The sequence below is a fragment of the Litchfieldella qijiaojingensis genome, from assembly GCF_014651875.1.
Classification (GTDB): domain Bacteria; phylum Pseudomonadota; class Gammaproteobacteria; order Pseudomonadales; family Halomonadaceae; genus Litchfieldella; species Litchfieldella qijiaojingensis.
The window spans coordinates 349,224-375,835 of sequence record NZ_BMXS01000002.1 but is presented as its reverse complement, the minus strand read 5'-3'; the positions used below and the strand labels follow the sequence as shown (position 1 = coordinate 375,835).

At 63.4% G+C, this 26,612-nt stretch carries 24 protein-coding genes; 16 read left to right on the top strand and 8 right to left on the bottom strand.

From position 1 onward, the window contains the following. Positions 1–226 (top strand): hypothetical protein (locus tag IE093_RS22400; protein WP_229803217.1); only part of this gene is annotated, 226 nt, incomplete at its 5' end. Here IE093_RS22400 and IE093_RS04135 read toward each other — a convergent pair. Continuing rightward, a complete protein-coding gene (locus IE093_RS04135; protein ID WP_189466448.1) occupies positions 193–3,321 on the bottom strand; it encodes an efflux RND transporter permease subunit in 3,129 nt (1,042 codons plus the stop codon). The two genes, IE093_RS22400 and IE093_RS04135, sit on opposite strands and share 34 nt — an antisense overlap. After that, entirely contained in the window at positions 3,321–4,469 is a 1,149-nt protein-coding gene (locus tag IE093_RS04130) for an efflux RND transporter periplasmic adaptor subunit (protein ID WP_422730961.1), read from the bottom strand. Before IE093_RS04130 ends, IE093_RS04135 begins: the two co-directional genes overlap by 1 nt. A 439-nt stretch (positions 4,470–4,908) precedes the next feature. On the opposite strand from IE093_RS04130, the gene IE093_RS04125 reads away from it, so the two are divergent. The 13 genes from IE093_RS04125 to IE093_RS04065 all read left to right on the top strand — a co-directional run bounded on the left by IE093_RS04125 (position 4,909) and on the right by IE093_RS04065 (position 17,543). Beyond that, positions 4,909–5,109 carry a Flp family type IVb pilin gene (locus tag IE093_RS04125; RefSeq protein ID WP_189466446.1) on the top strand — a complete coding sequence of 67 codons (201 nt, stop codon included), beginning with the start codon at positions 4,909–4,911 and terminating at the stop codon, positions 5,107–5,109. An 88-nt stretch (positions 5,110–5,197) separates the two neighbouring features. Beyond that, on the top strand, positions 5,198–5,749 hold the full coding sequence (locus IE093_RS04120; RefSeq protein WP_189466443.1) for an A24 family peptidase: 552 nt from the start codon (positions 5,198–5,200) through the stop codon (positions 5,747–5,749). A 107-nt stretch (positions 5,750–5,856) separates the two neighbouring features. Beyond that, positions 5,857–7,194, top strand: a complete 1,338-nt coding sequence (locus tag IE093_RS04115) for a P-loop NTPase family protein (RefSeq protein ID WP_189466441.1) — start codon at positions 5,857–5,859, stop codon at positions 7,192–7,194. Next, positions 7,191–8,012 (top strand): Flp pilus assembly protein CpaB, encoded by an 822-nt coding sequence (cpaB, locus tag IE093_RS04110; RefSeq protein WP_189466440.1) that lies wholly within the window; start codon positions 7,191–7,193, stop codon positions 8,010–8,012. The genes IE093_RS04115 and cpaB overlap by 4 nt, the downstream gene beginning before the upstream one ends. Before the next feature lie 54 nt (positions 8,013–8,066). Continuing rightward, positions 8,067–9,635 (top strand): type II and III secretion system protein family protein, encoded by a 1,569-nt coding sequence (locus tag IE093_RS04105; RefSeq protein WP_189466439.1) that lies wholly within the window; start codon positions 8,067–8,069, stop codon positions 9,633–9,635. Positions 9,636–9,660: 25 nt separating this feature from the next. After that, on the top strand, positions 9,661–9,972 hold the full coding sequence (locus IE093_RS04100) for a hypothetical protein (protein WP_189466438.1): 312 nt from the start codon (positions 9,661–9,663) through the stop codon (positions 9,970–9,972). 89 nt (positions 9,973–10,061) lie between these two features. After that, on the top strand, positions 10,062–11,252 hold the full coding sequence (locus IE093_RS04095) for a CpaE/TadZ family protein (protein ID WP_189466437.1): 1,191 nt from the start codon (positions 10,062–10,064) through the stop codon (positions 11,250–11,252). 65 nt (positions 11,253–11,317) lie between these two features. Next, complete coding sequence (locus tag IE093_RS04090; RefSeq protein WP_189466436.1) at positions 11,318–12,745, top strand: TadA family conjugal transfer-associated ATPase; 1,428 nt, start codon at positions 11,318–11,320, stop codon at positions 12,743–12,745. Then, positions 12,736–13,731 (top strand): type II secretion system F family protein, encoded by a 996-nt coding sequence (locus tag IE093_RS04085; RefSeq protein WP_189466435.1) that lies wholly within the window; start codon positions 12,736–12,738, stop codon positions 13,729–13,731. Before IE093_RS04090 ends, IE093_RS04085 begins: the two co-directional genes overlap by 10 nt. A gap of 12 nt (positions 13,732–13,743) precedes the next feature. Further along, entirely contained in the window at positions 13,744–14,730 is a 987-nt protein-coding gene (locus IE093_RS04080; RefSeq protein WP_189466434.1) for a type II secretion system F family protein, read from the top strand. Between the two features lie 61 nt (positions 14,731–14,791). After that, a complete protein-coding gene (locus IE093_RS04075) occupies positions 14,792–15,739 on the top strand; it encodes a tetratricopeptide repeat protein (protein ID WP_189466433.1) in 948 nt (315 codons plus the stop codon). A gap of 26 nt (positions 15,740–15,765) precedes the next feature. After that, on the top strand, positions 15,766–16,257 hold the full coding sequence (locus IE093_RS04070; protein WP_189466432.1) for a TadE family protein: 492 nt from the start codon (positions 15,766–15,768) through the stop codon (positions 16,255–16,257). Between the two features lie 2 nt (positions 16,258–16,259). Continuing rightward, complete coding sequence (locus tag IE093_RS04065) at positions 16,260–17,543, top strand: pilus assembly protein TadG-related protein (protein ID WP_189466431.1); 1,284 nt, start codon at positions 16,260–16,262, stop codon at positions 17,541–17,543. Positions 17,544–17,669: 126 nt separating this feature from the next. On the opposite strand, the gene IE093_RS04060 is transcribed toward IE093_RS04065, so the two are convergent. After that, on the bottom strand, positions 17,670–18,596 hold the full coding sequence (locus tag IE093_RS04060) for a response regulator transcription factor (RefSeq protein ID WP_189466430.1): 927 nt from the start codon (positions 18,594–18,596) through the stop codon (positions 17,670–17,672). A 552-nt stretch (positions 18,597–19,148) separates the two neighbouring features. Here IE093_RS04060 and IE093_RS04055 point away from each other — a divergent pair. After that, positions 19,149–20,360 (top strand): BaiN/RdsA family NAD(P)/FAD-dependent oxidoreductase, encoded by a 1,212-nt coding sequence (locus tag IE093_RS04055; protein ID WP_189466429.1) that lies wholly within the window; start codon positions 19,149–19,151, stop codon positions 20,358–20,360. Positions 20,361–20,373: 13 nt separating this feature from the next. Here IE093_RS04055 and IE093_RS04050 read toward each other — a convergent pair whose 3' ends face one another. The 5 genes from IE093_RS04050 to IE093_RS04030 all read right to left on the bottom strand — a co-directional run bounded on the left by IE093_RS04050 (position 20,374) and on the right by IE093_RS04030 (position 23,007). Beyond that, entirely contained in the window at positions 20,374–20,832 is a 459-nt protein-coding gene (locus IE093_RS04050; RefSeq protein WP_189466428.1) for a CopD family protein, read from the bottom strand. 14 nt (positions 20,833–20,846) lie between these two features. Further along, complete coding sequence (locus IE093_RS04045; RefSeq protein WP_189466427.1) at positions 20,847–21,158, bottom strand: YqjK family protein; 312 nt, start codon at positions 21,156–21,158, stop codon at positions 20,847–20,849. Then, positions 21,148–21,540, bottom strand: coding sequence for a phage holin family protein (locus tag IE093_RS04040; RefSeq protein ID WP_189466426.1), 393 nt, complete (start codon positions 21,538–21,540; stop codon positions 21,148–21,150). Before IE093_RS04040 ends, IE093_RS04045 begins: the two co-directional genes overlap by 11 nt. Beyond that, the gene (locus IE093_RS04035) at positions 21,540–21,872 is read right to left on the bottom strand and encodes an ElaB/YgaM/YqjD family protein (RefSeq protein WP_189466425.1); all 333 of its coding nucleotides are present in this window, start codon (positions 21,870–21,872) and stop codon (positions 21,540–21,542) included. Before IE093_RS04035 ends, IE093_RS04040 begins: the two co-directional genes overlap by 1 nt. A 70-nt stretch (positions 21,873–21,942) precedes the next feature. Continuing rightward, positions 21,943–23,007, bottom strand: a complete 1,065-nt coding sequence (locus tag IE093_RS04030) for a phospholipase A (protein ID WP_422730960.1) — start codon at positions 23,005–23,007, stop codon at positions 21,943–21,945. Positions 23,008–23,249: 242 nt separating this feature from the next. Here IE093_RS04030 and mscK point away from each other — a divergent pair, with 242 nt between their 5' ends. After that, positions 23,250–26,609: a mechanosensitive channel MscK gene (mscK, locus tag IE093_RS04025; RefSeq protein WP_189466423.1), complete on the top strand. Its 3,360-nt coding sequence runs from the start codon at positions 23,250–23,252 to the stop codon at positions 26,607–26,609. The last annotated feature ends 3 nt before the right edge of the window (positions 26,610–26,612 follow it).

Below are 26,612 nucleotides of genomic sequence, written 5' to 3'. Positions count from 1 at the left end.
GCCCACGGGCGCTCCTACGGAGGACGGTGGCACTGCTTCTGTAGGAGCCGCCGTGGCGGCGATCCGGCCGTCGGGCCGGCTTGGGCGGCATGACCATCGCGCCCACGGGCGCTCCTACGAGGGACGGTGGCACAGCTTGTGTAGGAGCCGCCGTGGCGGCGATCCGGCCGCCAGGCCGGCCTGGCCCCCCGACTACAATTGCCCGCTAGCGCTGGAGATATGGTGATCGTCCATCTCGCGTTGCAGGCGCCGCTGCACGTCGCCGGGCGAACCGGTATACCGCGCAAGCAGATCGTAGGCCACCGGGATGACGAATAGCGTGAACAGTGTCGCCGCCGCTACGCCGCACAGAATCACGGTGCCGATCACCGTGCGCGTCTCGGCGCCGGCGCCGCCGGAGACGATCAGCGGAATCGAACCGGCCATGGTGGTCACGGCGGTCATCAGGATCGGCCGCAGGCGGGTCACCGAGGCGTCCACCAGGGCATCATGGAAGGCCATTCCCTGGTCGCGCAACTGGTTGGCGAACTCGACGATTAGGATGCCGTTCTTGGCCGCCAGACCGACCAGCATCACCAGCCCCACCTGGCTGTAGATGTTCAGCGACTGGCCGGTGACGTATAGCCCCAGCAACGCCCCGCTCATCGCCAGGGGCACGGTGAGCATGATCACCAGGGGGTGCACGAAGCTCTCGAACTGGGCCGCCAGCACCAGGAAAACCACCAGGGCCCCGAGCACCAACAGGAAGGTGGTGGCGCCGCTGGCCTCCTGGTAATCGCGAGAAGCGCCGGCGACGTCGGTCTGGGCTTCGGGCGGCAGCAGCTCGCTGGTGGTTCGCTCGAGGTAGTCGAGCGCTTCGCCGAGCGGGTAACCGTCGGCCAGGTTGGCTTCAATGGTGATCGCGCGCACCCGGTTGAAGCGGTTCAAGGTACTGGGGCCGGCGAAGTCGGTCAGCCTGATCAGGCTGGAAAGCGGAATCAACGCGTCGGAGCTGGCCGAGCGCACCTGGATGTTGTCCAGCGAACGTGGGCTGCGTTGAGTGTCGCGCTCGCCCTCGACGATCACCTCGTACTCCTCGCCGTCATCCACGTAACGGGTCACGTTGCGCCCGCCAAGCAGGGTCTCCAGGGTGCGTCCGATCTCGGTCACGGTAACGCCCAGCGTCGCAGCGCGTTGGTAGTCGATGTCCACCCGCAATTGCGGCTGCGTCTCGCGGTAGTCGCTATCGAGCCCGGTCAGGTGTGGATTGTCATCGCGGATATGGTCGAGCAGCCGGTCACGCCACGCTGCCAACTCCTCGTAGGTGCCGCCGCCCAGCACGAACTGCACCGGCTTCTGCACCCGCTGGCCGAAGCCCTGGCGCATTACCGGAAAGGCGGTGATCCCCGGCAGGCCGTTCAGCTTGGCGCGTACCTCGTCCATGATCTCCCATGCCGAGCGTCGGTCGCCCCAGTCGGCCAGGTTGACGATGGCGAAACCGTTGTTGAAATTCTCGATATTGCCGAAGCCGCGCGGGGCGCGGATCACCACACGTTCGATTTCCCCTTCTTCGACCATCGGCGCCAGGCGTGCCTCGATCTCGTTCATGTAGTCGACGATATAGTCATAGGTGGCGCCTTCCGGGCCGTTGACCAGGATGAAGAAGTTGCCGCGATCCTCTTGGGGGGTGTACTCGTCGGGCAGGCGGTCGGCGAGCCAGGCGGTGGCACCGACCAGGCCCAGAAACACCGCCAGCACCACCAGGCGCAGTTTCAGCGCTCTCAGCAGAGCCGCCCGGTAGACGCGCTGCGAGAGTTCCAGCAGCCACTGCACGGCACGCGCCAGCCACCCCTCATGCATGGCGGGGTCGAGGATCTTCGAGGCCATCATCGGCGTCAGGCTCAGCGCCAGCACACTGGAGATCGCCACTGCCGCAGCGAGTGTCAGGGCGAATTCCGAGAACAGTCGCCCGATATCGCCTTGCAGGAAACTCAGCGGCACGAACACCGCGATCAGCACCAACGTGGTGGCGATCACCGCGAAAGCGATCTGGCGGGTACCACGGAAGGCGGCAACCAGCGGGGGCTCGCCATATTCATGCATGCGCCGGTTGATGTTCTCGAGCACTACGATGGCATCGTCGACGATCAGGCCGATCGCCAGCACCAGCGCCAGCAGGGTCAGCAGATTGATCGAGAAGCCCAGCGCCGCCAGGGCGATGAAGGCGCCGACCAGGGCGATGGGCACGGTAACCGCCGGCACCAGCGTGGTGCGGAAGTTGCCCAGGAACATGAAGATCACCAGCACCACCAGGCCCATGGCGATGAACAAGGTGATCACCACCTGCTGGATGGCCCCGGAAACGAACACCGAGGCATCGAAGTTCATGCGCAGCTCCATGCCCTCGGGCAGGGTGGCCTGCAAGCGCTCCATCTCGGCGATCACGCCTTGCGAGAGTTCCAGTACGTTGGCGGTGGACTGCTTCATCATGCCCAGCCCGACCATTGGCACGCCGTTGGCGCGAAACAGCGTACGATCCTCCACCGTACCGATCTCGACCCGCGCCACGTCGCCCAGGCGCACCAGATAGCTGTCCTCGCCCCGGCTCAACGCCAGGCTGCGGAAGTCCTCGGGAGTGGCGAAGCCTCTGGGCAGGCGCACGATGAACTGGCGCTCACGCGATTCCAGGGAACCGCCGGGCAATTCGACGTTTTCGGCGCGCAGGGCGTCCTCGACATCGCCAACCGTCAGGCCCCGCGCCGCCAGGGCGTTGCGATCCAGCCAAATACGCATGGCGTACTCGCTGCCGCCGCCGACCCGTACCCGGGCCACGCCAGGCTGTACGGAAAAGCGGTCGACCAGGTGGCGGTTGGCGTAGTCGGTAAGCTCGGCGATCGTGTAGTCCTCGCCCGACAGGCTCAGCCACAACACCACGTCCTCGCTGCTGTCGGCCTTCTGCACCTCCGGCGGGTCAGCCTCGTCGGGGAGGTTGCGCCGGGCGCCCGAGATGCGATCGCGAATATCGTTGGCAGCGGCATCGATGTCCATCGCCAGGCTGAACTCGACGTCGATGCGCGAGCGGCCGTCCTCGCTCGACGAGGTGATCAGCTCGATGCCCTCGATTCCGGCAATACGATCCTCGAGCACCTGGGTGATGCGGGTTTCCACCACGCTGGCCGAGGCGCCGGGGTAGCGGGTGTCGATGCTGACGATCGGCGGGTCGATGGAAGGGTATTCCTGCAACGGCAGCCGCTGGAGCGCCAGCAAGCCGAAGGCGACGATCAGCGCCGCGATCACCGTAGCCAATACCGGGCGTTGAACGGAGATATCGGAAAGGCGCATCAGGCGTCACCCTGGGCCGGGACATCGGGGGAGGCTTGCTGGCGCTCTCGACGCAGGATGTCGCGCACCGCCGTTTCGTCGTCGGCGATGCCCAGCAGGGCCACATGCTCGCCGTCGCGGGCGCGCTGCACGCCATGGTGGACCACCAGTTCGCCGGCTTCCAGCCCGGCGAGAATCTCGACCTCGCCGACACGGCGTTCGCCGACTTCGACCCGGCGCCGTTCCAGGCGGTTGTCGTCGCTTTCGTCGATCACGAACAGATAGTGGCGCTCGCCGCTGGGCACCAGCACCGATTCGGGCACCACCAGAGCCTCGCGTGGGCGGCGTTGCAGCACTACCTCCATCAGCATGCCGGGGCGCAGGCGCAGGCGCAGGTCGTCGTTGGGCAGAATGGCGCGTACCGCCACGCTGCGGTCGACGGGGTCGACGCGGGTACCGATGCTGGCGATCTCTCCACTGAAGGTCTCGTCGGGATAGGCAGCGGTGCGGGCGGTCAAGCGCAGGCCCGGCTCCAGCGCGGCGAGATGCACCTCGGGCACCCGGAAGTCGAGCTTGACCACATCCAGCTTGTCCAGCGTCAGCAGTTCCATGCCCGGGGTGACCAGGCTGCCGGTGCTGATATTGCGAAACCCGATAATGCCGTCGAAGGGTGCGCGCAGACGATAGTCGGCCAGCCGTGCCTCGATCTCGTCGATCTCGGCCTCGACCTGGCGCAGTTGGGCCTGGCTGTCCTCGACGTCAGCTCGCGAACCCAGGTTGCGCTGTTGCAACTGGGTGGCCCGCGACAGTGCATTGCGGCGCTCGTCGCGCAGCGCCTGGACGGCGCGTAACTGCGCTTGCTCCTCGGCGTCCTCAAGGCGCACCAGCAACTGCCCGGCCTCGACCGCCTCGCCATCGTGGAAGTTCAGCTCGGTGACGATCTCGGTCATGGTCGCGGAAAGCGTCACGCTCTCGTCGGCGCGCAGCGTGCCCAGCGCCTCGAGCGGATCCGACCACTGGCTGAGCGCGGCGCGGGTGGCGATCACCGGGGTACGCTCCTGGGCCTGGACGCTGGGTGCCATCAGCCCCGCGCACACCAGCAGGACAGCGCTGAATAGCGGCCAGCAGACGCGCCGCCAGCAGCACGAAAAGGACGATGTGTGAATCATGATGTCTCGATGTCGGCGATGAAACGTTGGCGATGAAACGAAGAGCGGATCAGTCCCAGGTCCATAAGGCCACATTATCAGGCTAACGGCTGGGCATGGCTGACAATGTGACAAAAATCGGAAAATTCCCATGGCTTTACGAGAGTTGTACAGATGAAAAAAGTCTTTGCTGCATTGCGGTAGGGTGCCAGTGTCCAACCCGTTGATCAGCTTGTCATTCCCGTGTCTGAAAACTCCCTCAGCCTTCCTATGCAAGCATCAGTCATCCGACCCAGCGCAAGATAATCCTATAGCCCTGCAAGATCGTTACAGCGTAACTGGATTGTAACTACGATGCTGACTTCGGGAGCTGATTCCCGGGTGTGTCGGCTCCGGCCGGTCCCGGCCGGCTCTGGAAAGCAGTGGTTAACCAACTCAAGACGCAATGGAGAATCACAACATGAACAAGCTGATGAAGGGTATCGAGCGCTTCCTGCGCGAGGAAGAGGGCACCGAGGTCGTCGAATGGGCGCTGGTCGGTGGGCTGATCGTGGCTGTCGGGGCGGCGATCTTTGTGGCGATTGGAGACAACGTCGCGGAACTCCTAGGAGGCGTGAATGACGCGCTGGTTACAGGTGGGGGATCCACTGCGACCCCGTAGTAGCTAGTTAAGAAAAGCCCTTGAAGAGTCGCTGATAGGGAAATCGGCGTCTCTTTCTCCTCCAAGTATTAAGAACAAGGGGAAATCCATGCGCCATGAACTGCATCTGATTTCCGGTCTGGTCTTGCTGCTGATCTGGAGCGCGGCGACTTGGGATCTGCGTCAACGGCGTATCCCCAATGTGCTTGTCATGGCCGGGGCCGCAACAGGAATACTGCTGCAATGGATGCTGGCGGGATCCGGCGGTTTCCTGGCCACCATTTCCGGCCTGGCGGTAGGGCTTGGCATTCTGCTGCCCGGCTATCTGCTGGGTATGACCGGCGCAGGCGATGTCAAATTGATGGCGGCAGTGGGCACTTTTCTTGGCCCCTATCATGTCCTTCTCGCCGCATTGGCCAGCATTTTTGTCGGTGGCGTGATAGCCCTCGGTTTTGCCGCCAGCGCTCTGTTTTCAAGGAATTCTATCTCACCATGGGCCAGGTATGGGTTGATGGTCAAGACCCTGGTCACCACGGGAAGGCCGATCTATGCGGCGCCGGCTGAGGGTGAAGTAATGGGAAGGAAGTTTCCCTTTGCGGTGTCGATCGCGCTGGGGACCACGGGATTTCTTGCATGGCAGCTATGGCAGGGGACGCTGTAATAAGAGGGAAGAGGGAAGAGGGAAGAGGGAAGAAATAAGAAGTTAGAGATAAGAAGTTAAAGATAAGAAAACGCGAGTGGGGAAACCTGGGCAGAAGGAGCCTTGTCATGACATTGAGTCTCATCAAGCAGGATACGTCGCTGGAGTCGGGGAGCGGCAGGGTGTCGCGGCCGAGTACGGTGGCGGAGACCGGGCTCGATCTGCTCTATCTGGCGGACCTGCTCTCCAAGCAGCTTTACGAACATGGCGTGCTCGATCTGCATCAGTTGAGCCGGGGCAGTGCCTTGGCAGGATCGGTGGTCGAGGAGGTGTGCAACTTCCTGCGCGATGAGGGGCGCGCGGAAGTGCGCGGGGCTGGCGAACGCGGTGCGCTGCGCTTCGGGTTGACCGATCGCGGTCGCGCCGGGGCACTGGAGGCGCTGGGACGTGACGGCTATGCGGGGGTGGCGCCGGTCACGTTGGACGACTACACCCGGCAGGCCCAGGCCCAGGCGATGAGCGCGGTGGGGGCCGACCGTGAACGGGTGCATGAGGCCTTCGCCGATACGGTGATCACTGTCGGCCTGCTTGACCAACTGGGCCCGGCGTTGCATTCCGGGCGCGCCATGTTCCTTTATGGAGACCCCGGTACCGGCAAGAGTTTCATCTCGCGGCGACTGTCGCGGCTGTTGCCTGGCGAGGTGCTGGTGCCGTACGCCATCCTGGTCGCTGGCAAGGCGCTGCGCTGTTTCGACCCTGCCGTGCATGAGGCGATCGAGGGCGAAGACGACTCGCCACTGGCGCGTCTGTATCTCGAGAATGGCCACGACCCGCGTTACGTGCGCTGCCGGCGGCCTTGCGTGGTCACCGGCGGCGAATTGACCCTGGGCATGCTCGAGGTGCAGTACGACGCCGCCACGCATATCCATCATGCTCCGCTCCAGCTTCGCGCCAACAACGGCATGCTGGTGATCGACGACCTGGGCCGCCAGCGCATGGAACCCATGGAGCTGTTCAACCGCTGGATCGTGCCGATGGAAGAGCGTCACGACTACCTGACATTGAGCAACGGCCAGCACTTCCGCGTGCCTTTCGACGTGGCGCTGGTGTTCTCCACCAATCTCGAGCCGCTGTCGTTGGCCGACCCGGCCTTCCTGCGGCGTATCGGCTACAAGATCCGCTTCGAACCGCTGTCGCGTTACGACTACCTCACTATCTGGCAGCAGGAGTGCGACAAGCATGGGCTGGCCTTCGACGAAGTGCTGGCAAATCTCATGATCGACGAATGGCATGCCGTGTTCGACGTGCCGCTGCTGCCTTGCCACCCTCGCGACCTGATCGGCCTGGCCATGGACTATCTGCGCTATCAGGGGCAGATGGAGGGCGGGCTGTCGCGGGATGCCCTGGAGTGGGCCTGGCAGAACTACTTCGGAGAACTCGGTGACCCCGGGAGGGAAGCATCATGAACAAGAAAGGCATCGTGCTGATGTTGGGCGTCTCGCTGATGATGGCCACGGGGGCGGCCATGCTGGCCAAGACCTGGATGCAGGAGCAGAACGGCGAGGGCGATGACGAGAGCAACATGGCGAAAGTCGTGGTGGCCGCGCTGCAGATCCCCTTTGGGGAAACGGTGCAGGCGTCGGACCTGCGCATGCTGGAACTGCCACCGAATGCCGTTCCCGCGGGCAGCTTCTCGGACATCGAGAGCGTGGCCGGGCGGGTCAGCAACCAGGTGATCTACCCCGGCGAGATCGTTCTCGAGGGGCGGGTCGCCGAGCACTTGGGCGGAAGCGCCTTGGCCGCGGTGCTCGAGCACGGCAAGCGGGCGATGAGCGTGCGCGTAGACGACGTGGTCGGGGTGGCCGGCTTCCTGCTGCCGGGCAACAGGGTGGACGTGGTCTCGGCCAAGCGCAATGGCGACAACCGCAATGTCGCTTCGGAAACCATCCTGCGCAACATCAAGGTGCTGGCGGTGGACCAGATCGCCTCCCAGGAACGTGATGGGCCGGTGATCGTGCGCGCGGTGACGGTCGAGGTCGACCCGCGCCAGGCGGAGAAACTGGTCGAGGCGACCCAGGAGGGCAAGGTGCAGCTCACCCTGCGCAACCCGCTCGACACGGAAGAGGAAACGGGTGATTTCATGACCGCCCAGCGCTCCAACCTCGGCGTGGCCGAACCCGAACCACCCAAGCCGGCACCGTCACCCCAGGCCCGGGCCCCGGCACTGCGACAGGTGCACGTGATTCGTGGTACCCAGCAGAGCTCGGTCACTGTGCGTAACTGAGTTGTCCAGGCCGATGGCGATAACCATAAGCGATGAGTCAGCAGGGGAAACACGATGAACAGGCAAGCAGCAATCGGAAAATGGCTGGCGATAACCCTGGTGGTGCTGCTGGCAGCGTGTTGGGCGACGCTGGCCGAGGCCCAGGAGCGACGTGTCGCCATGCCCTACGAGGGGCGAGCGGTGTCGGTGGCGGTGCCGGTCAACAAGTCGCAGGTGCTGGAGTTTCCGCGCTCGGTGAAGATCCTCTCGGTGGGCAACCCCGATATTGCCGATATCGTGGTGGTGCGCTCGCGGCAAATCTATGTGCTGGGCAAGACCCTGGGCACCACCAACGTGGTGCTGTGGGACGAGTCCGAGCAGGTCCAGGGGATGCTCAATGTCGCCGTGACCCATGACCTGGAATCGCTGAAGAGCCACCTGCACGCCATGCTGCCCGGCGAGAACGTCCAGGTACGTTCGGCCCAGGATAGCATCGTGCTCAGCGGCGAGGTGTCGAGTGCCGAACGCATGGACACCGCCCTGCGGTTGGCCAACCGCTTCGCCACATCCAGCGAGGACGGCGGCGAGACGGTGCTCAATCTGATGCAGGTCGGTGGTGCCCAGCAGGTGATGCTCGACGTCAAGGTGGCGGAGGTCTCGCGCTCGCTGGTCAAGCGCCTGCAAGCCAACTTCAATGTCTTCAACGTCGGTTCTTCCTTGCGGATCGGTGGTGTGACCGGTGGGGCGACCTTCCCCGATGCCGAGTTTGACACCGGGGGAGGCTCGACGGGTCGGGTTCCGGTATTCAACGATTTTACACGTACCCCCATTGGGCCGGTGATCGACGAATTCGCTCCCAACACGCCGTCGATCGAGGACACCGGTATCTTCGCCAGCTACCAGCGCAGCGACTACCTGCTCAACCTGGTGCTCGACGCCGCCAATCGCGAAGGGGTGGCCAAGATCCTCGCCGAGCCCAATCTGACCACCCTTACCGGCCAGCAGGCCCAGTTCCTGGCCGGTGGCGAATTCCCGATTCCCGTGCCCCAGGGTGATGGCCAGGTGACCATCGAGTTCAAGGAGTTCGGCGTCGGCCTGCGTTTCGTGCCGGTGGTGCTGGATTCCGGCACCATCAATCTCAAGGTCGATGTCTCGGTCTCGGACCTGGTGCCCGCCAACAGCATACGTGTCGGGGCTGGCGACCAGGCAAGCGAACAGTTCTTCGTACCCGCGCTGGTCAAGCGCAGCGCCAGCTCCACAGTGGAACTCAACACCGGGCAGACCATCGCCATCGCCGGCATGCTCAACGAGAACCTGCGCGAGAACGTCTCCAAGTTTCCTGGGCTCGGCGACCTGCCGGTACTCGGCGTGCTGTTCCGCAGCCAGGAGTTCATCAAGGAGCAGACCGAACTGGTGATCTTCGTCACCCCGCGCCTGGCACGTTCGTTCGATACCCAACAGGTGCGACTGCCGACTGGTTCCTTCGTGGCGCCGAGCGATATCGAGTTCTACTTGCTGGGACGTTTCCATGCCCGTGGACCCGAGGACCAGCCACCGCCGCGCCGGGCCAGCAGTCTCGACATGGAGCTGATGTCCAGCCGTGACGACGGCGGTACCGAAGGGCGCTTCGGCCATGACCTCTGATCCACACAGCGCGGGAGACAGCCTCATGATGCCTTCATCATTTTTCCTGGCCGGTCGGTGCCCATCAAGTGTCACTCGTGGCCCTGGCTGCAGCCTCTGGAAACCGGCGGCGCTCGTTCTCGCTGGCCTGCTGCTTAGCGGCTGCGCGGCCAAGCCTGGCGCCGATCTGCCACAGTATGGCGACAGCGTGCGGCGCATGATCGAGCTGCAGACCTATGCGCCGGAAGAAGAGATCGACACGATGCGCGGCGACAAGCCAGCCGCAGCCATGGAAGCCTATCGCGCTCCCGCCGGCTCGGGACAGGCCAGGCAGGCGCCGGCGGCGCCCATGCCCTGAATGGCAAGCGAGCCGGGGGCGGGGCAGTGACGCCCCGCTGGACACCGCGGCTGACGAAAGGAAGCCAATCACAGGTGGGTGAAACGGCAATGCGTTATCGACTGGAAATACTACTGGCAGGAAGGGTACGGGACGAGCTGGGGTTCCTGGAGACGCTGTTGCGCAGCCAGAGTGACATCAACGTCACGACGCGGGTGATCGTCAATGGTCACGCCGACCCTCTCTACGGCGTCTCGCCGTTGCCCGATGCCCTGGTGCTGCTGGTCAGCGACCACTGGGAAGCCGAACTGTCGGCATTATGCGAGCGCCCGGCGGCGGAACGACCACCGTTGCTGGTAGTAGGACCCAAGGGCAATGTCGAGCTGATCCGGGTCGCCATGCGTGCCGGGGCGCGAGACTTCTTCTCGCCGCCGATCGATGACGGCGAGATCACCCAGTTCATCCGCCAATTGGCCCGCGATCGGCTCGCCGACCCCCTGCGGCAGGCGGCGCGCCTGACCGCGGTGGTCAATGCCAAGGGCGGCTCCGGGGCCAGTATGGTGGCGGCCAACCTGGCGCATATCCTGGCCGAGCGGGACCGGCGCAGTGTGTTAATGGATCTCGACGTGCAGTTCGGTTCGCTGCCGCTGTATTTCAATCTTTCCCCGCGCAACGGCCTGGTTGGGGCGCTGGAGGCAGCCGACAGCCTGGATGGCGTGGCGCTGGAAGGCTATGTGCAGACCCACGACAGCGGCCTCGACCTGCTCGCTTCCTCGCCCGAGGACATGGTGACCATCGCCGAGGTGCCGGAATCGCGGGTCGAGCTGCTGCTGCAGGTATTGGCCCAGAGCTACGACGAGGTGGTGGTCGACCTGCCGCGCTGGATCAGCGGCCCCACGGCCATGGTGCTGGAGCGCGCCGACCGCATCCTGGTGGTGATGGAGCAGAGCGTGACCCACCTGCGCGATGCGCAGCGGCTGCGCGACATCCTGCGTCACGAGCTGCACCTGTCGACTGCCAGCGTGATGCTGGTGGTGAACCGCTACGACAAGCGCAACGCCGTGGGGCTCGCGGATATCCGCGAGGCCTTGCCGGGGCTGCCGCTGCTGACACTGCCCAACGATTTTCGCCGCGTCAGTCACAGCATCAATGTGGGGGTCCCGCTGCGCGAGGCGGCGCGCAAGGCGCCGGTGACCCGCAAGCTGGTGGCGCTGGCGAAGGCATTGGACGACGACCCAGCGCAGGCGCGGGAGACCGCTCGCGGCAAATGGTCGCTGCTGGGCTGGGCCCGGCGAGATTGACAAGCGAACCGGCGAGAGCGACGCGATAAGAGGCGAGTCGAGCACAGATCCGAGGAGAGGCAGGCATGAGCTTACGTGAACGCTTTAACGGCAATGGCAACGGTAACGGCAATGGCACTGCCACTGCCAACGCGGCTTCCGCTGCCAATGGTGAAACATCGCGGCCCTCCTGGGGGCTGAAGACGAGCCGCGGCGCCGGGGAGGGTCTCTCCGCGGCCGAGCAGGAGTGCAAGCAGAAGCTGTTCCGCAAGCTGGTCAAGGTGCTCGACCTGTCGCTGCTGGGCTCGCTCGACGAGCGCGAGGCGCGGGTGCAGATCCAGCAGGTCTGCGAGTCGCTGATGAGCGAGGAGGCGCTGCCGTTCAACGCCGGCGTGCGCCAACGCATCGTCTCCGAGCTGCAGGACGAGGTACTGGGGCTGGGGCCGCTGGAAGCGCTGCTGGCCGACAAGTCGGTGTCGGACATCCTGGTCAACGGCACCGCGCCGATCTTCGTCGAGCGTAGCGGCAAACTGGAGCAGACCGTGCTGCGTTTCGACAGCGACCGCCACCTGATGACCATCATCGACCGAATCGTCTCTGGCGTGGGGCGACGCATCGATGAATCCTCGCCGATGGTCGACGCGCGCCTCAAGGACGGTTCGCGAGTCAACGCAGTGATCCCGCCGCTGGCGATCGACGGCCCGATGCTATCGATCCGGCGTTTCGCGGTCGAGCGGCTGACCGCCGAGAACCTGGTTGAGATCGGCACATTGACGCCGCAGGTCGCCCAGTTGCTGGAAATGGTGGTCAAGGCACGGCTCAATGTGCTGGTGTCGGGCGGCACCGGCGCCGGCAAGACCACCCTGCTCAATATCCTCTCGGGCTTCATTCCGCACCGCGAGCGCATCGTCACCATCGAGGACTCGGCGGAGCTGCAGTTGCAGCAGCCGCATATTGTGCGTCTGGAAACCCGGCCGCCCAATATCGAGGGGCGTGGCGAGGTGACCCAGCGCGACCTGGTGCGCAACAGCCTGCGCATGCGCCCGGACCGCATCATCGTCGGCGAGGTGCGCGGCAGCGAGGCCTTCGACATGCTGCAAGCGATGAACACCGGCCACGACGGCTCGCTGACCACCATTCACGCCAACACGCCGCGCGACGCCCTGACGCGCATCGAGAGCATGGTGGCGATGAGTGGCTTCCAGTTGCCGGCCAAGGCGCTGCGCTCACAGATCGCCTCGGCCATCGACGTGGTGCTGCAGGTCGAGCGCCAAGAGGACGGCAAGCGCCGGCTGGTCAGCGTGCAGGAGATCAACGGCCAGGAGGGCGACATCATCACCATGTCGGAGATCTTCCGCTTCGAGCGCGAAGGCATCGACGAAGAGGGTCGGGTCATCGGCCAGTTCATGGCCACCGGCGTGGTGCCCGGGTTCTACGACTACCTGCAGCGGCGCGGCATGGCGCCGGGGCTCGAGGTGTTCCAGATCGGTGGAGGCCAGCGGCCATGGAACTGAGCGCGCTGAACATCGAGCTCTCCGACGAGGTGATCTTCCTCGGCATGATCTTCATTGCCGCCTTCCTGCTGATCCAGAGCTTCATGGTGCCGGCCTTTGGCGAGAACCGCCAGGCACGCAAGCGCCTCAAGAAGCGCCTGCGCCATATCAACAGCGCCTCCAAACAGGGCCAGGTGTCGCTGATGCGGCAAAAGTACCTGGGCGAGCTCTCGACATTCGAGCGCATGCTGGAATCGCTGCCCGGCATGCAGCGGCTAGAGCGTCTGGTCGAGCAGGCCGGCAAAGAGACGCCTGCCTACCGCATCGTGCTTTACAGCGTATGCCTGGGGGGCATGGCCGGCGTGGCGGCGCTCTATCTGCTGCCGCATGCATTGCTTGGGGTGCTGATCGGGCTGGGGGTGGCCAGCATTCCCTTCATGCGCCTGAACATGGCGCGCAACCGCCGCTTGGCCAAGTTCGAGGAGCAATTGCCCGATGCGTTGATCATCATGGCGCGGGCGCTGCGTGCCGGCCACCCCTTCAGCGATGCCATGCGCCTGGTGGCCGAAGAGATGGCCGACCCCATCGCCGGTGAGTTTCGCACCACCTTCATGGAGATCAACTACGGCGGCGACGTGCGCACCGCCATGAACGGTTTGCTCGAGCGGGTGGAGAGCGTCACGGTGATGGTATTCGTGACTTCGGTGCTGATCCAGAAGGAGACCGGCGGCAACCTGGCCGAGCTGCTCGACGGGTTGGCGGCGGTGGTGCGCGACCGCTTCCGCTTCCACCGCAAGCTGCGAACGCTCTCGGCCCAAGGGAGGATGGCTGCCTGGATCCTGTCGCTGCTGCCCTTCGCCTTGGCTGGAGTGCTGACGGTGACCAATCCCACGTTCATTCCCATGCTCACCCAGGACCCCATCGGGCGGCAACTGATCATGGCAGCATTCGTGATGATGATCATCGGGATTTTCTGGATGCGCAAGATCGTGCGCATCGACGTCTGAGGAGGACCGCCAATGGACGCGCTGACCATGTTGTTGAACCAGCTTGATGAGTGGCTCGCCGACCCGGAAATGGTCCAGTTCGGCTTCTCGGTGCTGCTAGGGCTGACCATTTTCGCCCTGATGATCGCCCTGCTGTTGCTGGTGATGGGCCTGTCCGACCCCTTGCGCCGGCGCCTGCGTGGCCTGGAGGCCGAAGCCGCCACTGCTTCCGCTGGCGGCGGTGCGGGAAAGGCCACAGGATCGGGGGTCGGTCAGTGGCTGGGGCCGATGGGTGAGCGCCTGGTACCGAGCAAGGAAGAAGCCAGAAGCCGCATGGCCCAGCGCCTGCGGCGTGCCGGCAAGCGTTCGCCCGGTGCTGCGAGCGTGTTCTACGGTGCCCGGCTGGCGCTGACGGTGCTGCCGCCGCTGCTGCTGCTGACTCTGGTGATTCCCTTCACTCGTCTACCGCTTGGTGCCAGCCTGCTGATGCTGGTGGCCACGGCACTTGCCGGTTACCTGCTGCCGAGCCTATGGCTGGAGCGGGCGATCAAGCAACGTACGCGGGCGTTGCGCCGTGGCCTACCGGACGCGCTGGACCTGCTGGTGGTATGCACCGAGGCGGGGCTGGGGCTAGGTGCCGCCATTCAGCGTGTGGCGCAGGATCTCGAGGTCAGTCACCCGGAACTGGCCGACGAACTGCACCTGTTCAGCATGCAGACCCGGGCGGGAATGGACAGCAAGGCTGCCTTGCGCGACCTGGAGGAGCGCACCGGGGTCGAGGATATCCGCGGCCTGGTGACCACCCTGCTGCAGAGCATGCGCTTCGGCACCAGCATCGCCACCACGCTGCGCATCTATGCCGTGGAACTGCGTGACAAGCGCACCCAGGAGGCCGAGGAACAGGCCGCCAAGGTCAGCACCAAGATGTTGTTCCCGCTGATCTTCTGCGTCTTTCCCAGCTTCTTCGTGGTGGCCCTGGGGCCGCCGCTGCTGGGTGCGATGAGGGCGCTGGCCAGTTGAGAACAACGCAAACGAAGAACCAAAACGAATTACGAAAACAAGGTACCAGGGAGAATCCATCATGTTCTACCAGCACCGCACCACCTTACTGCTCAGCGCCGTGCTGTTTGGTGTGGCCCTGAGCGGCTGTGCCACCAACAACTCACGCCACGGCGCCTCGGATGCCTATGGCGCCCTCTACGACGGTGAGTCGACGGCGGTCTACAGCACCGCCTTCCCGGTGGCATCGCCGGCCGAGGCCTACCACAACGGCGATGCCGCGCTCAATGCCGGTGACGAGGACCGCGCACTGTTCGAATACCTGCGCGGTCTGCAACTGGAAAAATCGCCCCAGGCCGAGCCGCTCTACAAGATCGGCACCATCCACCATGGGCGAGGCAACTATCGCCTCGCCAGCCTGGCTTACCGCTGGGCGCAGGAACTCGAGCCGCAGCACGCGGGGGCAGGAACCGGGCTGGGCATCGTGCTGTTGCAGCAACGCCAGTACGAGCTGGCCGAGCAACAATTGCAGCCCATCGTCGCGCGCGGCAATGCCCCCTGGAAGGCCCACAACGCGCTGGGCATCATCGCCGACATGCGTGGCGAGCACGAACAGGCCGCCGAGCACTACCAGCAGGCTCTGCAGACCAACCCGCGTTCGGCCCAGGTGCTCAACAACCTGGGCTATTCGCGCTACCTGGCCGGTGACTGGCCGGGCGCCCGCCAGGCACTGCGTGAGGCGGTCAGCCATAACCCACGTTACGAGCTGGCCTGGCGCAACCTGGGGTTGGTGCACGCCCGCGAAGGCGATTACGAGTTCGCCATCGAGGCGGTGGCGCGCAACGGCGAGCGTGCCGAGGCCTACAACGACATCGGTTACATCTCGATGGTGGAAGGGCGCTACGACGAGGCGATGAACTTCTTCCAGGAAGCCATGCGCCTGTCGCCGGCCTATTACGTCACCGCCAGCCAGAATGCCCGTAACCTGGATATGGTGTTGCGGCGCAGCGGTGGCCAGTCGGCCAATTGATAGGATGACCAAGGGGAGGGGGCGAGATGAACATAGGACGCTCGCTGCGCAGGCAGAAAGGGTCGGAACTGGTGGAGTTCGCCATCTCGGCGGCCCTGCTATTCCTGCTGTTGTTCGGCATCATCGAGTTCAGTGTCGCGTTGTTCGACAAGTCGACCATGACTAATGCCACCCGCGAAGGGGCACGCAGCGGGATCCTGTTTCGGCCCGATCCGCGCCCCGACTTCGGAACTTATACCCTGCAGTGCGATACCGATGCCGTGAATCCGGAGAACGATGCTATCAGGGTGGCCGTCTGCGACTATGCCGAGCAGTTTCTGCTCTCGCTAGGCGGGCCGGCCGATATGACCATCGAAGTCCAGCGGTTCGATCGCAATGTCAACGGCAGCTTCGATGCCGGCGACGATCTGACGGTCAACGTCAATTATCCATACCAGTATCTGGTGCTGCCGGGATTCATCGAGTCCCTGGGCGGCGTGCTGGATATCACCTCCACCATCGTGATGCGGGCGGAATGATTATGAAAACACGACTCGCGACCACATCCCGGGGCCGGTTCGGCTCACCTCGACACCAGAGTGGCGTTTCCATGGTGCTGCTGGCGGTGGCACTGCTCATGCTACTGGCCTTCACCGCGCTGGCGGTGGACGGCAGCAACCTCTACGTGGCGCGCAACGAGTTGCACAATGCCGCCGATGCCGGGTCGCTGGCCGGTGCGCGCTTCCTCTACGAGGAGGATGGCAGCAGGGTCAACGACGGCAGCAACGGCGGCCCCAGTGCCAACCAGATCGCCACCGACGCGGCACAGGCTAACAATAGCCAGAATACGTCGGTCGAGGTGATCAGTGCGCTACGCGGCCACTGGAGTTTCGCCACCCGCACTTTCACTGCCAATGACTCCGTGGATCCGGTGGACCTCGACCGCAGTACTGCGGACCTGGATGCTGACCCCAATTTCATCAATGCCGTGGAGGTGGTCACCGCACGGCAGCAGACCAAGGTGGAAGCCTTCTTCGGCAGTCTCTTCGGTTTCGATGGCTACGAGGTTCAGGCGCGGGCGGTGGCCTATATCGGCTATGCCGGTTCGCTGCGCCCCGAGGATGTCGACCAACCGATCGCCATGTGCCGCGAGGCACTCGTCGATGGCGATGGCTACTCCTGCGATGTGGGGCGCTTCATTCCCGAAGGCGACCAGACCGGCGGCTGGACCAATTTCGAGCAGGGTGATGATGGGGCCGCCAATGCCGGTGAAATCAGGGATCTGGTGTGCGGCGATGGCAACCCTAATGAGCTGCACTTCGGGGAAGACATGACCACCAATAATGGCCAAGTGCAATCGGCATTCAAGGCATTGTATGACTGTTGGGTGGAAGAGACTGACAAGGAGCGCTTATGGAGCCTGACGTTGCCGGTGGTCGACTGTTCGAGCGGTATTGCACCCAGCAACAAGTTGGTTGGTGCGGTGAATCTCAATATTGCGTGGATCAACGATCAGGCCAACAATATCGATGCTCAGGCTCCGCAACGGATGGAGTTGCCGCCTGAGGATAGCGACGGTGTGTCACCCGGCACCTGGAGCAATGCCGACCCCAATGGCGTCACGCGCTGGGATGATTTCGTGGGTGCTATGAATATCAGAAACTCCGATGACACGTTGGCCAAGTGGAGCAGTGATCCCCAGGAAAGCGGCTGGCGCCAGAAAACGATCTACTTCCTGCCGAGTTGCAGCTATCACGAACCCAAGGGCCAGACGGGCGGGGAGAATTTCGGAATACTGGCCAGGATTCCGGTATTGGTGGACTGATTGGCTGTTACGAAAACTGCCATGTTGGCATACACAAGTGTGAAGCCGGCCCGTCATGATGACGGGCCGGTTGGCGTTGCGCTCACAAATATTGATTATGCGAATATCGATGGTGGGTGGGATGCGTCAATCTTTAAGCGGGAGTAGAGAGAACTCGGACGTAGCCGCGGTCAGGCGTTGCAATTGGGCTTTCTGCCTGAAAGAGGCGGCCTGGGTGGATGACGGCTCGGGCTGCTTGTTGGCCAGGCTCAGGCGGTAGCGAGAGGGCGGCTGGCCCACGTAACGCTGGAAGACCCGTGTGAAATAGGAGAGGTCGCGAAAGCCGACGGTAAAGCAGACATCGGTGATCGACACCTTGGGGTTGGCAAGCAGGCGCATGGCTTCGGCGATGCGCCGGTGCAGCAGGTATTCCTGGAAGGTGACACCGGTCAGGCGCTTGAACAGGCGGCTGAATTGAAAGGTGCTCAGGCCGCAGCTTTCCGCCACTTCCGCCTGCGCGATCTTGCGATGCAGGTTCTTGTCGAGAAAGGAAATGGCGCGGTCGAGCTGAGATTGCGCGTCGCCGGGGCTGGTGCAGCGCAGGCGTGCCTCGGGAGGGATCGCGTTCTGGATGTCCAGGGCGCGTCTCGAATCAGGGGCTTCGTCTGCGGGTATGGGCTGCTTGTTCTTGCCTGGCAACCTGACGCTGCGCAGGCTGGCGAACACTTCCAGAAAGCGCGGCATGTCGATGGGATGCACGAAGTAGTCCCAGACCCGGGAGCGGAAGGCCCAGACGGCCAGATGCTCCGAATGGGCCTGGGTGATCATCAGTAGCGGCACCGTGGCGACCCGCTGCTTGGTCTGGCGTAGATCCGCCAGCCCCTGGAGATCAGGGTAGTCGAACTGGAAACATGCCGCGATGGGTGGCCGGGCTTCCATGACCGGGATCGGATCTTGCCCCGCGAATACGAGCTCGACTCGGTAGCCATGCTGTCGCAGCGTTTCGATGTAGTCGTTATCGAAGGTTTCCTTGAGATTGCGTACCACAACAAGGACATAGTCATGCGTCTTCATCAAGAAGATCCCCCGCGGTTCCCTGTTCGTTAGGAAACACTGCATAAATGCCTGCGCGGGTAAATCGCTGCGTTGCGCGGTGCTCGGAAGCCTCACATATACCCCATATGCTCCGGTTCCTGTGCTCCGGGCGCCTTGCGCTTCACTCCGCTCGTCGATTTATGCAGCGCCTCCTTTTATTAGCTATTATTTATTTTTCTTTATTAACTTTTGGTTGTTTGTCGCTGAGGGCTGGTAGTGCCGAATTAGTGTTACGCTTATTGTGTACTTTTTTATCTATATGTGTAATTTTGTGTATTGTCTAGGCTAGGTACAGGAAAAATACCTAAGTACCAAACGACGTCATGCTTGCACAGGAGAGTTGGCTTCCTGCTTTCTACTGATGCTTACAGGATGTTACTTAAAGCGTAGTAGCTAACTTTACTTTTGCCAATGGCACGTCGTAAGCGTTCTCTCAGCGGAGCGTCCTACGAGCGACATGCCGCGGCTGGCGGATGCCTACCACTCTGGTAGAATCGCTGCCCTTTGCGACAATTCCGATGGTGACGCTGCATGCCCCCTCAACCCGACGTGGTCGTGATCGGTGCCGGTGCCGCTGGGCTGATGTGTGCACTCACGGCCGGTTATGCCGGCCGGCGTGTGCTGGTGCTCGACCATGCCAACAAGGCCGGCAAGAAGATCCTGATGTCCGGTGGCGGGCGTTGTAACTTCACCAACCTCAATACCACGCCTGCCAACTTCTTCTCCGCCAACCCTTCCTTCTGCATCTCGGCGCTCAAACGCTACCGTCCGGAGCACTTCGTCGAACTGGTCGAACGTCACGCCATCGAGTTCGTCGAGAAGGCGCCAGGGCAGTTGTTCTGTGCCGAGTCGGCCAAGGAAGTCGTTGCCATGCTGTTGACCGAGTGCGACTGGGCCGGGGTTGAGGTCAGCCTTGGTACCACGGTCGAAACACTCGAGCGTCATGGTGAAGGTATGCGCTTACACACGTCGCGGGGCCGTATCGAGACGGGGGCCGTGGTGGTGGCGACGGGTGGGCTGTCGATCCCGACCATGGGTGCCACGGGTTTCGGTTACGACATCGCCCGTCAGTTCGGGCTCGAGGTTACCGAGACGCGTGCCGCGCTGGTGCCCTTCACCCTGACTTCGAACTGGAAGGCGCGTGTCGCGGATCTGGCCGGGGTGGCATGCGATATCGCCGTGAGCAGCCTGCGCGATGGTGAGCGCCAGGGGCCGGGGCGCGATCGCCGTTACCGTGAGCCGCTGCTGTTCACCCACCGCGGGCTTTCCGGCCCGGGGATGCTGCAAATCTCCAGCTATTGGCAGCCTGGCGACGAGCTCGAGATCGACCTGTTGCCGGGGCTCGAGGTTTTCGAGGCGCTGGCAGTCGCGCGTCGCGACACCCCAAAGCGCAAGCTCTCGACGTGGCTGAGTGAGCGCTTACCCAAGCGCCTGGCCCAGGCGCTTGGCGAGTGGCATGGCGAAGACCCGCCGTTGGCCGAGCTTTCCAATACCCACCTGAAGGAATGGCAAGCACGCCTAACGCAATGGCGGGTCAAGCCCGCGGGTACCGAAGGTTGGCGTACCGCCGAAGTCACCATGGGCGGTGTCGATACCCGTGCAATCTCCTCGAAGACCTTCGCAGTCGATGGTCTCCCGCAACTGCGCTTCATCGGCGAGGTGCTCGACGTTACCGGCGAACTTGGCGGTTACAATTTTCAGTGGGCCTGGGCGTCGGGTGTGGCCTGCGGGCAGTCTTTGTGATGTTGCCGAGCGTTCAGAAAAGATAGCGCCCACCCGAGGCGATGATCACGACGAGTAACCCGAGGATCAGGTTGATGCCGACCAGGCGGCGGATGCGGCCGAGCTGCTCGCCACCGGAGGGCCAATCTTCCCGTTCCACGGCGCGGATGAGCTTGCGGTAGGGCGCGAAGTAGAGGTGCAGGAAGATCAGCATCATCACCACGCCCAACGTCATCATCAGGTGCACGTGTAGACCGACGCTCGCCATGCCGCCGAATACGGCGAAGGTCATCCACAGTCCACTGCCTAGCAGCACTATCACCGAGGCCCAGACCCAGGGAAAGAAGTGTTCGAAGACTCTTGCCCACAGTGTCAGCCGCGAGGGAGGTTCGAGCAGCCCGGCGGCGACCGGGCGCAGCGCCATGTAGGCGAAGAACATGCCCCCGACCCAAATGGTCGAGGCCAGCAGATGCAAGGCGATGGCGAGTGACATGGTGAGTCTCCAGTTCAGCGCTTGCCCAACAGGCGTTGGGCGCGGCGTAGCAACAATGCCCCGGACGCCACACGCCTGGCCAAGCGCAGCAACGAGCGAGGGTGCCTGGCGCCGCGCAGCAGCACGACGCCGCCGATGGCGAACAATGGCACCTTGAAACGCATCAGGCCGTGCCAGACGGCATCGATACCGCTGCTGGCCTCGCGCCAGCGACTCGACTCGACCAGCATGTCGATACGCTGCTGCTCGATGCGCAGTTCCAGCGCCGCCTTGTGCAGGGCACGTTGTCGGCGTGGCGAGAGGCGGGAAGAGCGGTCATGGCTCATCGCGTCTCTCCAGTATCTCGCGGTCGGTGGCGAGGTGTTTCAGGGTGCTCTTCAGCAACGTGGGGCGGCTGGCGAGCCGGCGGACCCACAACCCGAGACCGATGCCGCTGACGAGCAGCACACCAGCGGCAATGCCGATGGCCATCAACCGGTGGGTATCCCAGAAGATCACCACCAACAGTAGGGTAACCGCCGCCAGACCCAGCAGGATCAGTACCAGGCTGATACCGGCAAGCAGCAATAGCGAGACCAGTCGGGCACGCTCTTCCTCCAGCTCCAGCACGGCGAGACGCAAGCGTGTCTCGCCGGTCCTGACAAGGCTCGTGATCAGTCGCTTGGTGGCGATGAACAGGCGTTCCGCCGGTCCTTGGCGATCACTCATCAACGACGTCCGATCAGCATGCCGATTACTATGCCCACGGCGGCACCGATACCGACGCTGGTCCAGGGGTTTTCGTGAACGTATTTGTCGCAGGCATCAACCTGTTCGCGAACGCTGTCACGGGCTTCGCCGTAGAGCTTCTCGCCGCGTGCCTCGAGGCGTTCGCGGGTGTCATGCAGGCGTTGCTCGGCACGCTCGCGCAGTTCCTTGATGTTGCTGCGGGAATCGTCGGCGGTTGCCTTTACCAGCTCCTCGATGGTCTGGGAAAGATGACGCAGATCGGCCTTGAGCTGCTCGGTGCTGGCTTCGGTGCTGGACTTGCGGTTTGCCATTTGGGTCTTCCTCTGACGATGAATGACGCCCTCAGCATAGCAGCAGGAGGGGTCCAGATGGCAATGGGCATTAACGCCTTGCCTGGCTGCCGACGAAGAACGGATTCAAGCTGAAGCCCAGGCTCAGGCGATTGGTGCGGTGGTCATGGTCGATCAGGCTCTCGCCGAAGCCATAGTAGTACTGCACGTAGCCACGCACGTTGCCGAACAGCGGCCAGGAGTAGTCGAGTTGGGTACCCATGTTGCCGGCACTGGGGTTGCCGCGTACCAGCAGGCTGGCTTCGTGATCTTCGTGGAGACGACGGGCGATGGAGATATCGCCATAGCCCATGAAACGCTCGATGTCCGGGTTGTCGTCGTCACCTTCCGATTCCGGAATCCGCCAGTGCGGAGAGGCGCTTACCACCCAGTCGCCGCGCTGGAAGAGGCTCTCGACATAGATCCGGTTCCAACTGCGCGACAGGTCGGCGGAACGGCCATTGGACTGGTGGTTGAAGGCCACTCGATTCTGGGTGTTGGTCCAGCCGAACAGCGTCAAGTCGTTGTCGAAGCTGACGAAGACTTCTGGCTCGAAGTTGGTCTCGCGGAAGGGGGCCGAGTGATCGGAGTTGTAGGCCTGCCACCAGCTCCGTTGGGTATAGGCGAAGAACAGGTCGCCGTTGTCGCCGAACATGTCCTCGACCAGATTGAACTTGGCACTGAACTGGAACTTGACCTCGGCATTGTCGATGTCGCCGTTTTCCGAGATCTCGCTGAATGCCTCGCGGTTGGGGTTGGCATTGTAGCTCCAGGGCATCAAGTAATTGCGGCGATAGGTCGTGATCGCAAAGGGGTTGCGGCTCGATTCGCGCTCGAGCTCGCGGCGTTCCTCGGCTTCTTCCAGGGCCACACTGGCGGGGTCCTCTTCCAATTCCAGAACGGAATCGCTCGTGCTGGAGTCGGCGGCATCCTGGGCCAACTGGGCACGCAGCTCCCGCAGTTCGGTGGTCAACGCTTCGATTCGTGTCTCGATGGCTTCCCGCTCGTCCGGGGGCAACGCTTTCTGATCGTCCGTGTCTTGCGCCATGGCGTCGGATGTCAGCATGAAACCAAGCAAGACGAGCCCGTAGCCAATGACTGATTTAGCAGATGCCATGAACAACACCTTGAGGGTAAGAAGGCTAGTAGAAGCCGTTTCTACCACGCCGGTGCGGCAAGTCAATTGCCGAGTGAAAAGCTATGGTAAGTGATTGCCAACTGACCCTGGTAGCCTGACAATCGCCGCCAATGATATGAGGGATGAGGGGAACTCTGGAACGCCTGCGCGGGTCGGACACCGATGTTGCGTGATGCGTGTCATCCCCATCGGCGAAAGACAACGGAGCAGGTATCGGGAAAATGATCAGGCAGGAAGACCACCGGTGGCGGGTGGTGGCATGGCGCAAGGGCGCTGTATGGCTTGGGTTGTGGCTCTTGCTGGCCTTGGCCGGGGGGAGCGTGCAAGCTCAGGAGAGCGACTTGCCCGAGCTCGGCGAGGTGACCGAGCGGGTTCAGGCATTGCAGGCGGAAGAGACCCTGAATGAGTCGCAGACACGCGACCTGGAGGCACTGAACCGTACCGTGGCGGCCCTCGAGAGCCTCGAGGCCACGCAGCAGCGCCTGGCTGAATTGGACCAACGGATACAGCAGGCGCCCGAGGAGCTCCTGCGACTTGAGCGCGAGTTGTCGCGTCTGGAAGAGCAGCCTATCGACTGGTCGGCGGAGGGTCTCGATGGTTTGCCGATCGGCGAGCTGGAATCGCGTCTGCAAGAGTCACTAGCTACCCTGCAGCGCCTCCAGGACCAGCAAGCCGAGGTCAACGCCAGCCTGATCGCCACCCAAACGGTACCCGAGCGTGCCCAACAGTCGATCGCCGAGACCATGAAGCGCCTCGAGCGGTATCGACGCGAGATCGAGGAGCTCGAGCGAGGATCCACCCGTCCCGATGACCCGGCCCTGATGGCCCTGCGTGTCGAGCAACGACTCGCCGAGCAGGAGTTGCGCCTTTACCAGCAGGAACTGACCGGCAATACCCGCTTGCGTGAACTTGCCATGCAGCGGCGGGATCTGCTCACCCGCCAACTGAGCGAGGAAGAGGCCCGGCTTTCGGTCTTGCAGAGCGTGATCGACCGCCAGCGCCGCCTGCAGTCGGAACAAGCCATCGCCGACGCCGCGCGCGACGACCCGCTGATCGCGGCCGGTCATCCGGTAGTGCTGCGCGCCCAGCAGATCAACCACGACCTGAGCCTGGAACTGTTGCGGGCCACCGACCGCACCAACCACCTGGTTCGCCAGGGGATCGAGGTGCGCAGCGAACTCGATCGCGTGCGCCAGTTACAACGTAGCCTTACCGAGCAGATCGATGCCATTCGCGGCAGTCAGCTATTGTCACGGATCCTGCGCGAGCAGCAGCAGGCGCTGCCGCGGGTCGGTGTGCGGCGTGACCTGCAGGACGAGATCGCCGACCTGCGGCTCAAGCAGTTCGAACTGGGGCGGCAGCGCGAGAGCCTGCGCAATGCCGAGCGACTCGCCAATCAGCGCCTGGAGGAAGCCGGCGTGGAGGCTACCCCGGGGTTGAGCGAATCGCTGCAACGTCTCTATCATTCGCGCCGCGAGTTGGTCGACCAGCTCGAGCAGGAATATGGCGGCTTGCTCACGGCGGCGATCGACCTGCAACTCAACCAGCAACAACTGTTGGAGATCGGTCGCGAGTTGCGCGCCACCATCGACGAGCAGTTGTTCTGGGTCGCCAACGGGCGGCCGCTGGACATGGCCTGGTTGCGCCAGTTGCCGGCCACTTTCCGCCTGCACTTGACCGAGGGCGAATGGCGGGCCTCGTTGGCCAGCCTGTGGCAATGGCCACAGCCAGCGGCCGGGTGGGGAGTGCCGGTGGTGTTGCTTGCCGGGGCGCTGCTGGCATGGCGCCGGCGTATCGGCACCTATCTGGAAACCTTGCATGCCGAAGTCGGGCGGCTCAAACGCGACTCGCAGCGGCATACGCCACTGGCCATTGCCTTTAACATGCTGTTCGCGTTACCCGGCCCACTGGCCCTGGCGGGCACGGGTACGGCTCTGGTGCTTGGCGGTAGCGATTTCGCCGTGCCTTTGGGCAAGGCGTTGTGGCAACTGGCATTGGCCTGGGCGGTGATCGCATTCTGCCGTCGCTTGCTGGTCCGTGACGGGGTGGCCACCAAGCATTTCACCTGGCCGGTCGGCTATGCACTGCGCTTGCGCTGGTTGCTGCTCTGGCTGGGCGTGGCGCTGACACCGGTGCTGTTGATCGGCAACCTGAACCAGGGGGCCGGGGCCACCCTGGCCGAGCGTCCCGTGTCGCTGCTGCTGATGGCCGCAGGGCTGGTGGCGATGAGTGTGCTGATGATGCGTCTGATCCTCGCGCATATGCCCTTTTTCGGCGTCAAGTTGTTCCGTTTGGTGCTTGGTCTGGCGCTGGCCACGGTGCCGTTGGTGCTGTTGCTGCTGATCGCACTGGGCTTCGAATATACCGCGCTGAGCCTGCTGGGACGCTTCATCGTCACGCTGTACCTGCTGGGTCTGTGGGTACTGGTCGAGGCCACGGTGGTGCGCGGATTGGCGGTGGCGGCACGGCGACTGGCGTATCGGCGTGCCCTGGCGCGCCGTCGGGCCCAGGTGCAGGAAGGCGCCGAAGGTGGTCTGGAGGTAATCGAGGAGCCGCCGCTGGATATGGAGCAGGTCAATCAGCAGTCACTGCGACTGTCCAAGTTGATCCTGTTCATTGGCTTCAGTGTGGTGCTCTATCTGGTGTGGGCCGACCTGCTGGCGGTGCTTGGCTATCTCGATCAGGTGGCATTGTGGGAAAGTACGCGCGGTGAAGGCGAGGACGTGGTCGGCGCGGCGGTGAGCGTGGCCGATATCGTCACCGCGTTGGTGATCGTGGCCTTGACCCTGATGATGGCGCGCAACTTGCCGGGGTTGCTGGAGGTCATGGTGCTGTCTCGCCTGACCCTCAAGCAGGGCAGCGCCTACGCCATCACCTCTCTGCTTTCCTACACGATCGTCGGCACCGGCCTGGTGGTGTCGTTGGGAACCCTGGGTGTGTCGTGGGACAAGCTGCAATGGCTGGTCGCGGCGTTGGGTGTTGGCTTGGGCTTCGGGTTGCAGGAGATCTTCGCCAACTTCATCTCGGGGCTGATCATCCTTTTCGAGCGTCCCGTACGCATCGGCGACACCATCACCCTGGGCAACCTGCACGGCACGGTGAGCAAGATCCGTATCCGCGCCACCACCGTGACCGACTTCGATCGCAAGGAGATCATCATCCCCAACAAGACCTTCGTCACCGACCAACTGATCAACTGGTCGCTGTCGGACAACGTCACCCGGGTGGTACTCAACTTCGGTGTTGCCTATGGTTCGGACCTGGCCTTGGTGCATCGGCTGCTGCGCCAAGCCGCCGACGAGAACGCGCGGGTGCTGGCCGACCCCGAGCCGCAAGTGTTCTTCATGAGCTATGGCGAGAGCACTCTGAACTTCGAGCTGCGCATCTTCGTCAATACCCTGACCGACCGGCTCTATGCCGTCGACGAAGTCAACTTGAGAATCGACGAACTGTTCCGTGAGCACGGGGTGGAAATTGCCTTCAACCAGCTCGATGTGTGGCTGCATAATGCCCAGGGCCAGGCGGTGCAGGTGATGTCGAAGTCGGGCCCCAGTGCCGCCACCGGCACGAGAGGGGCCTGAGAC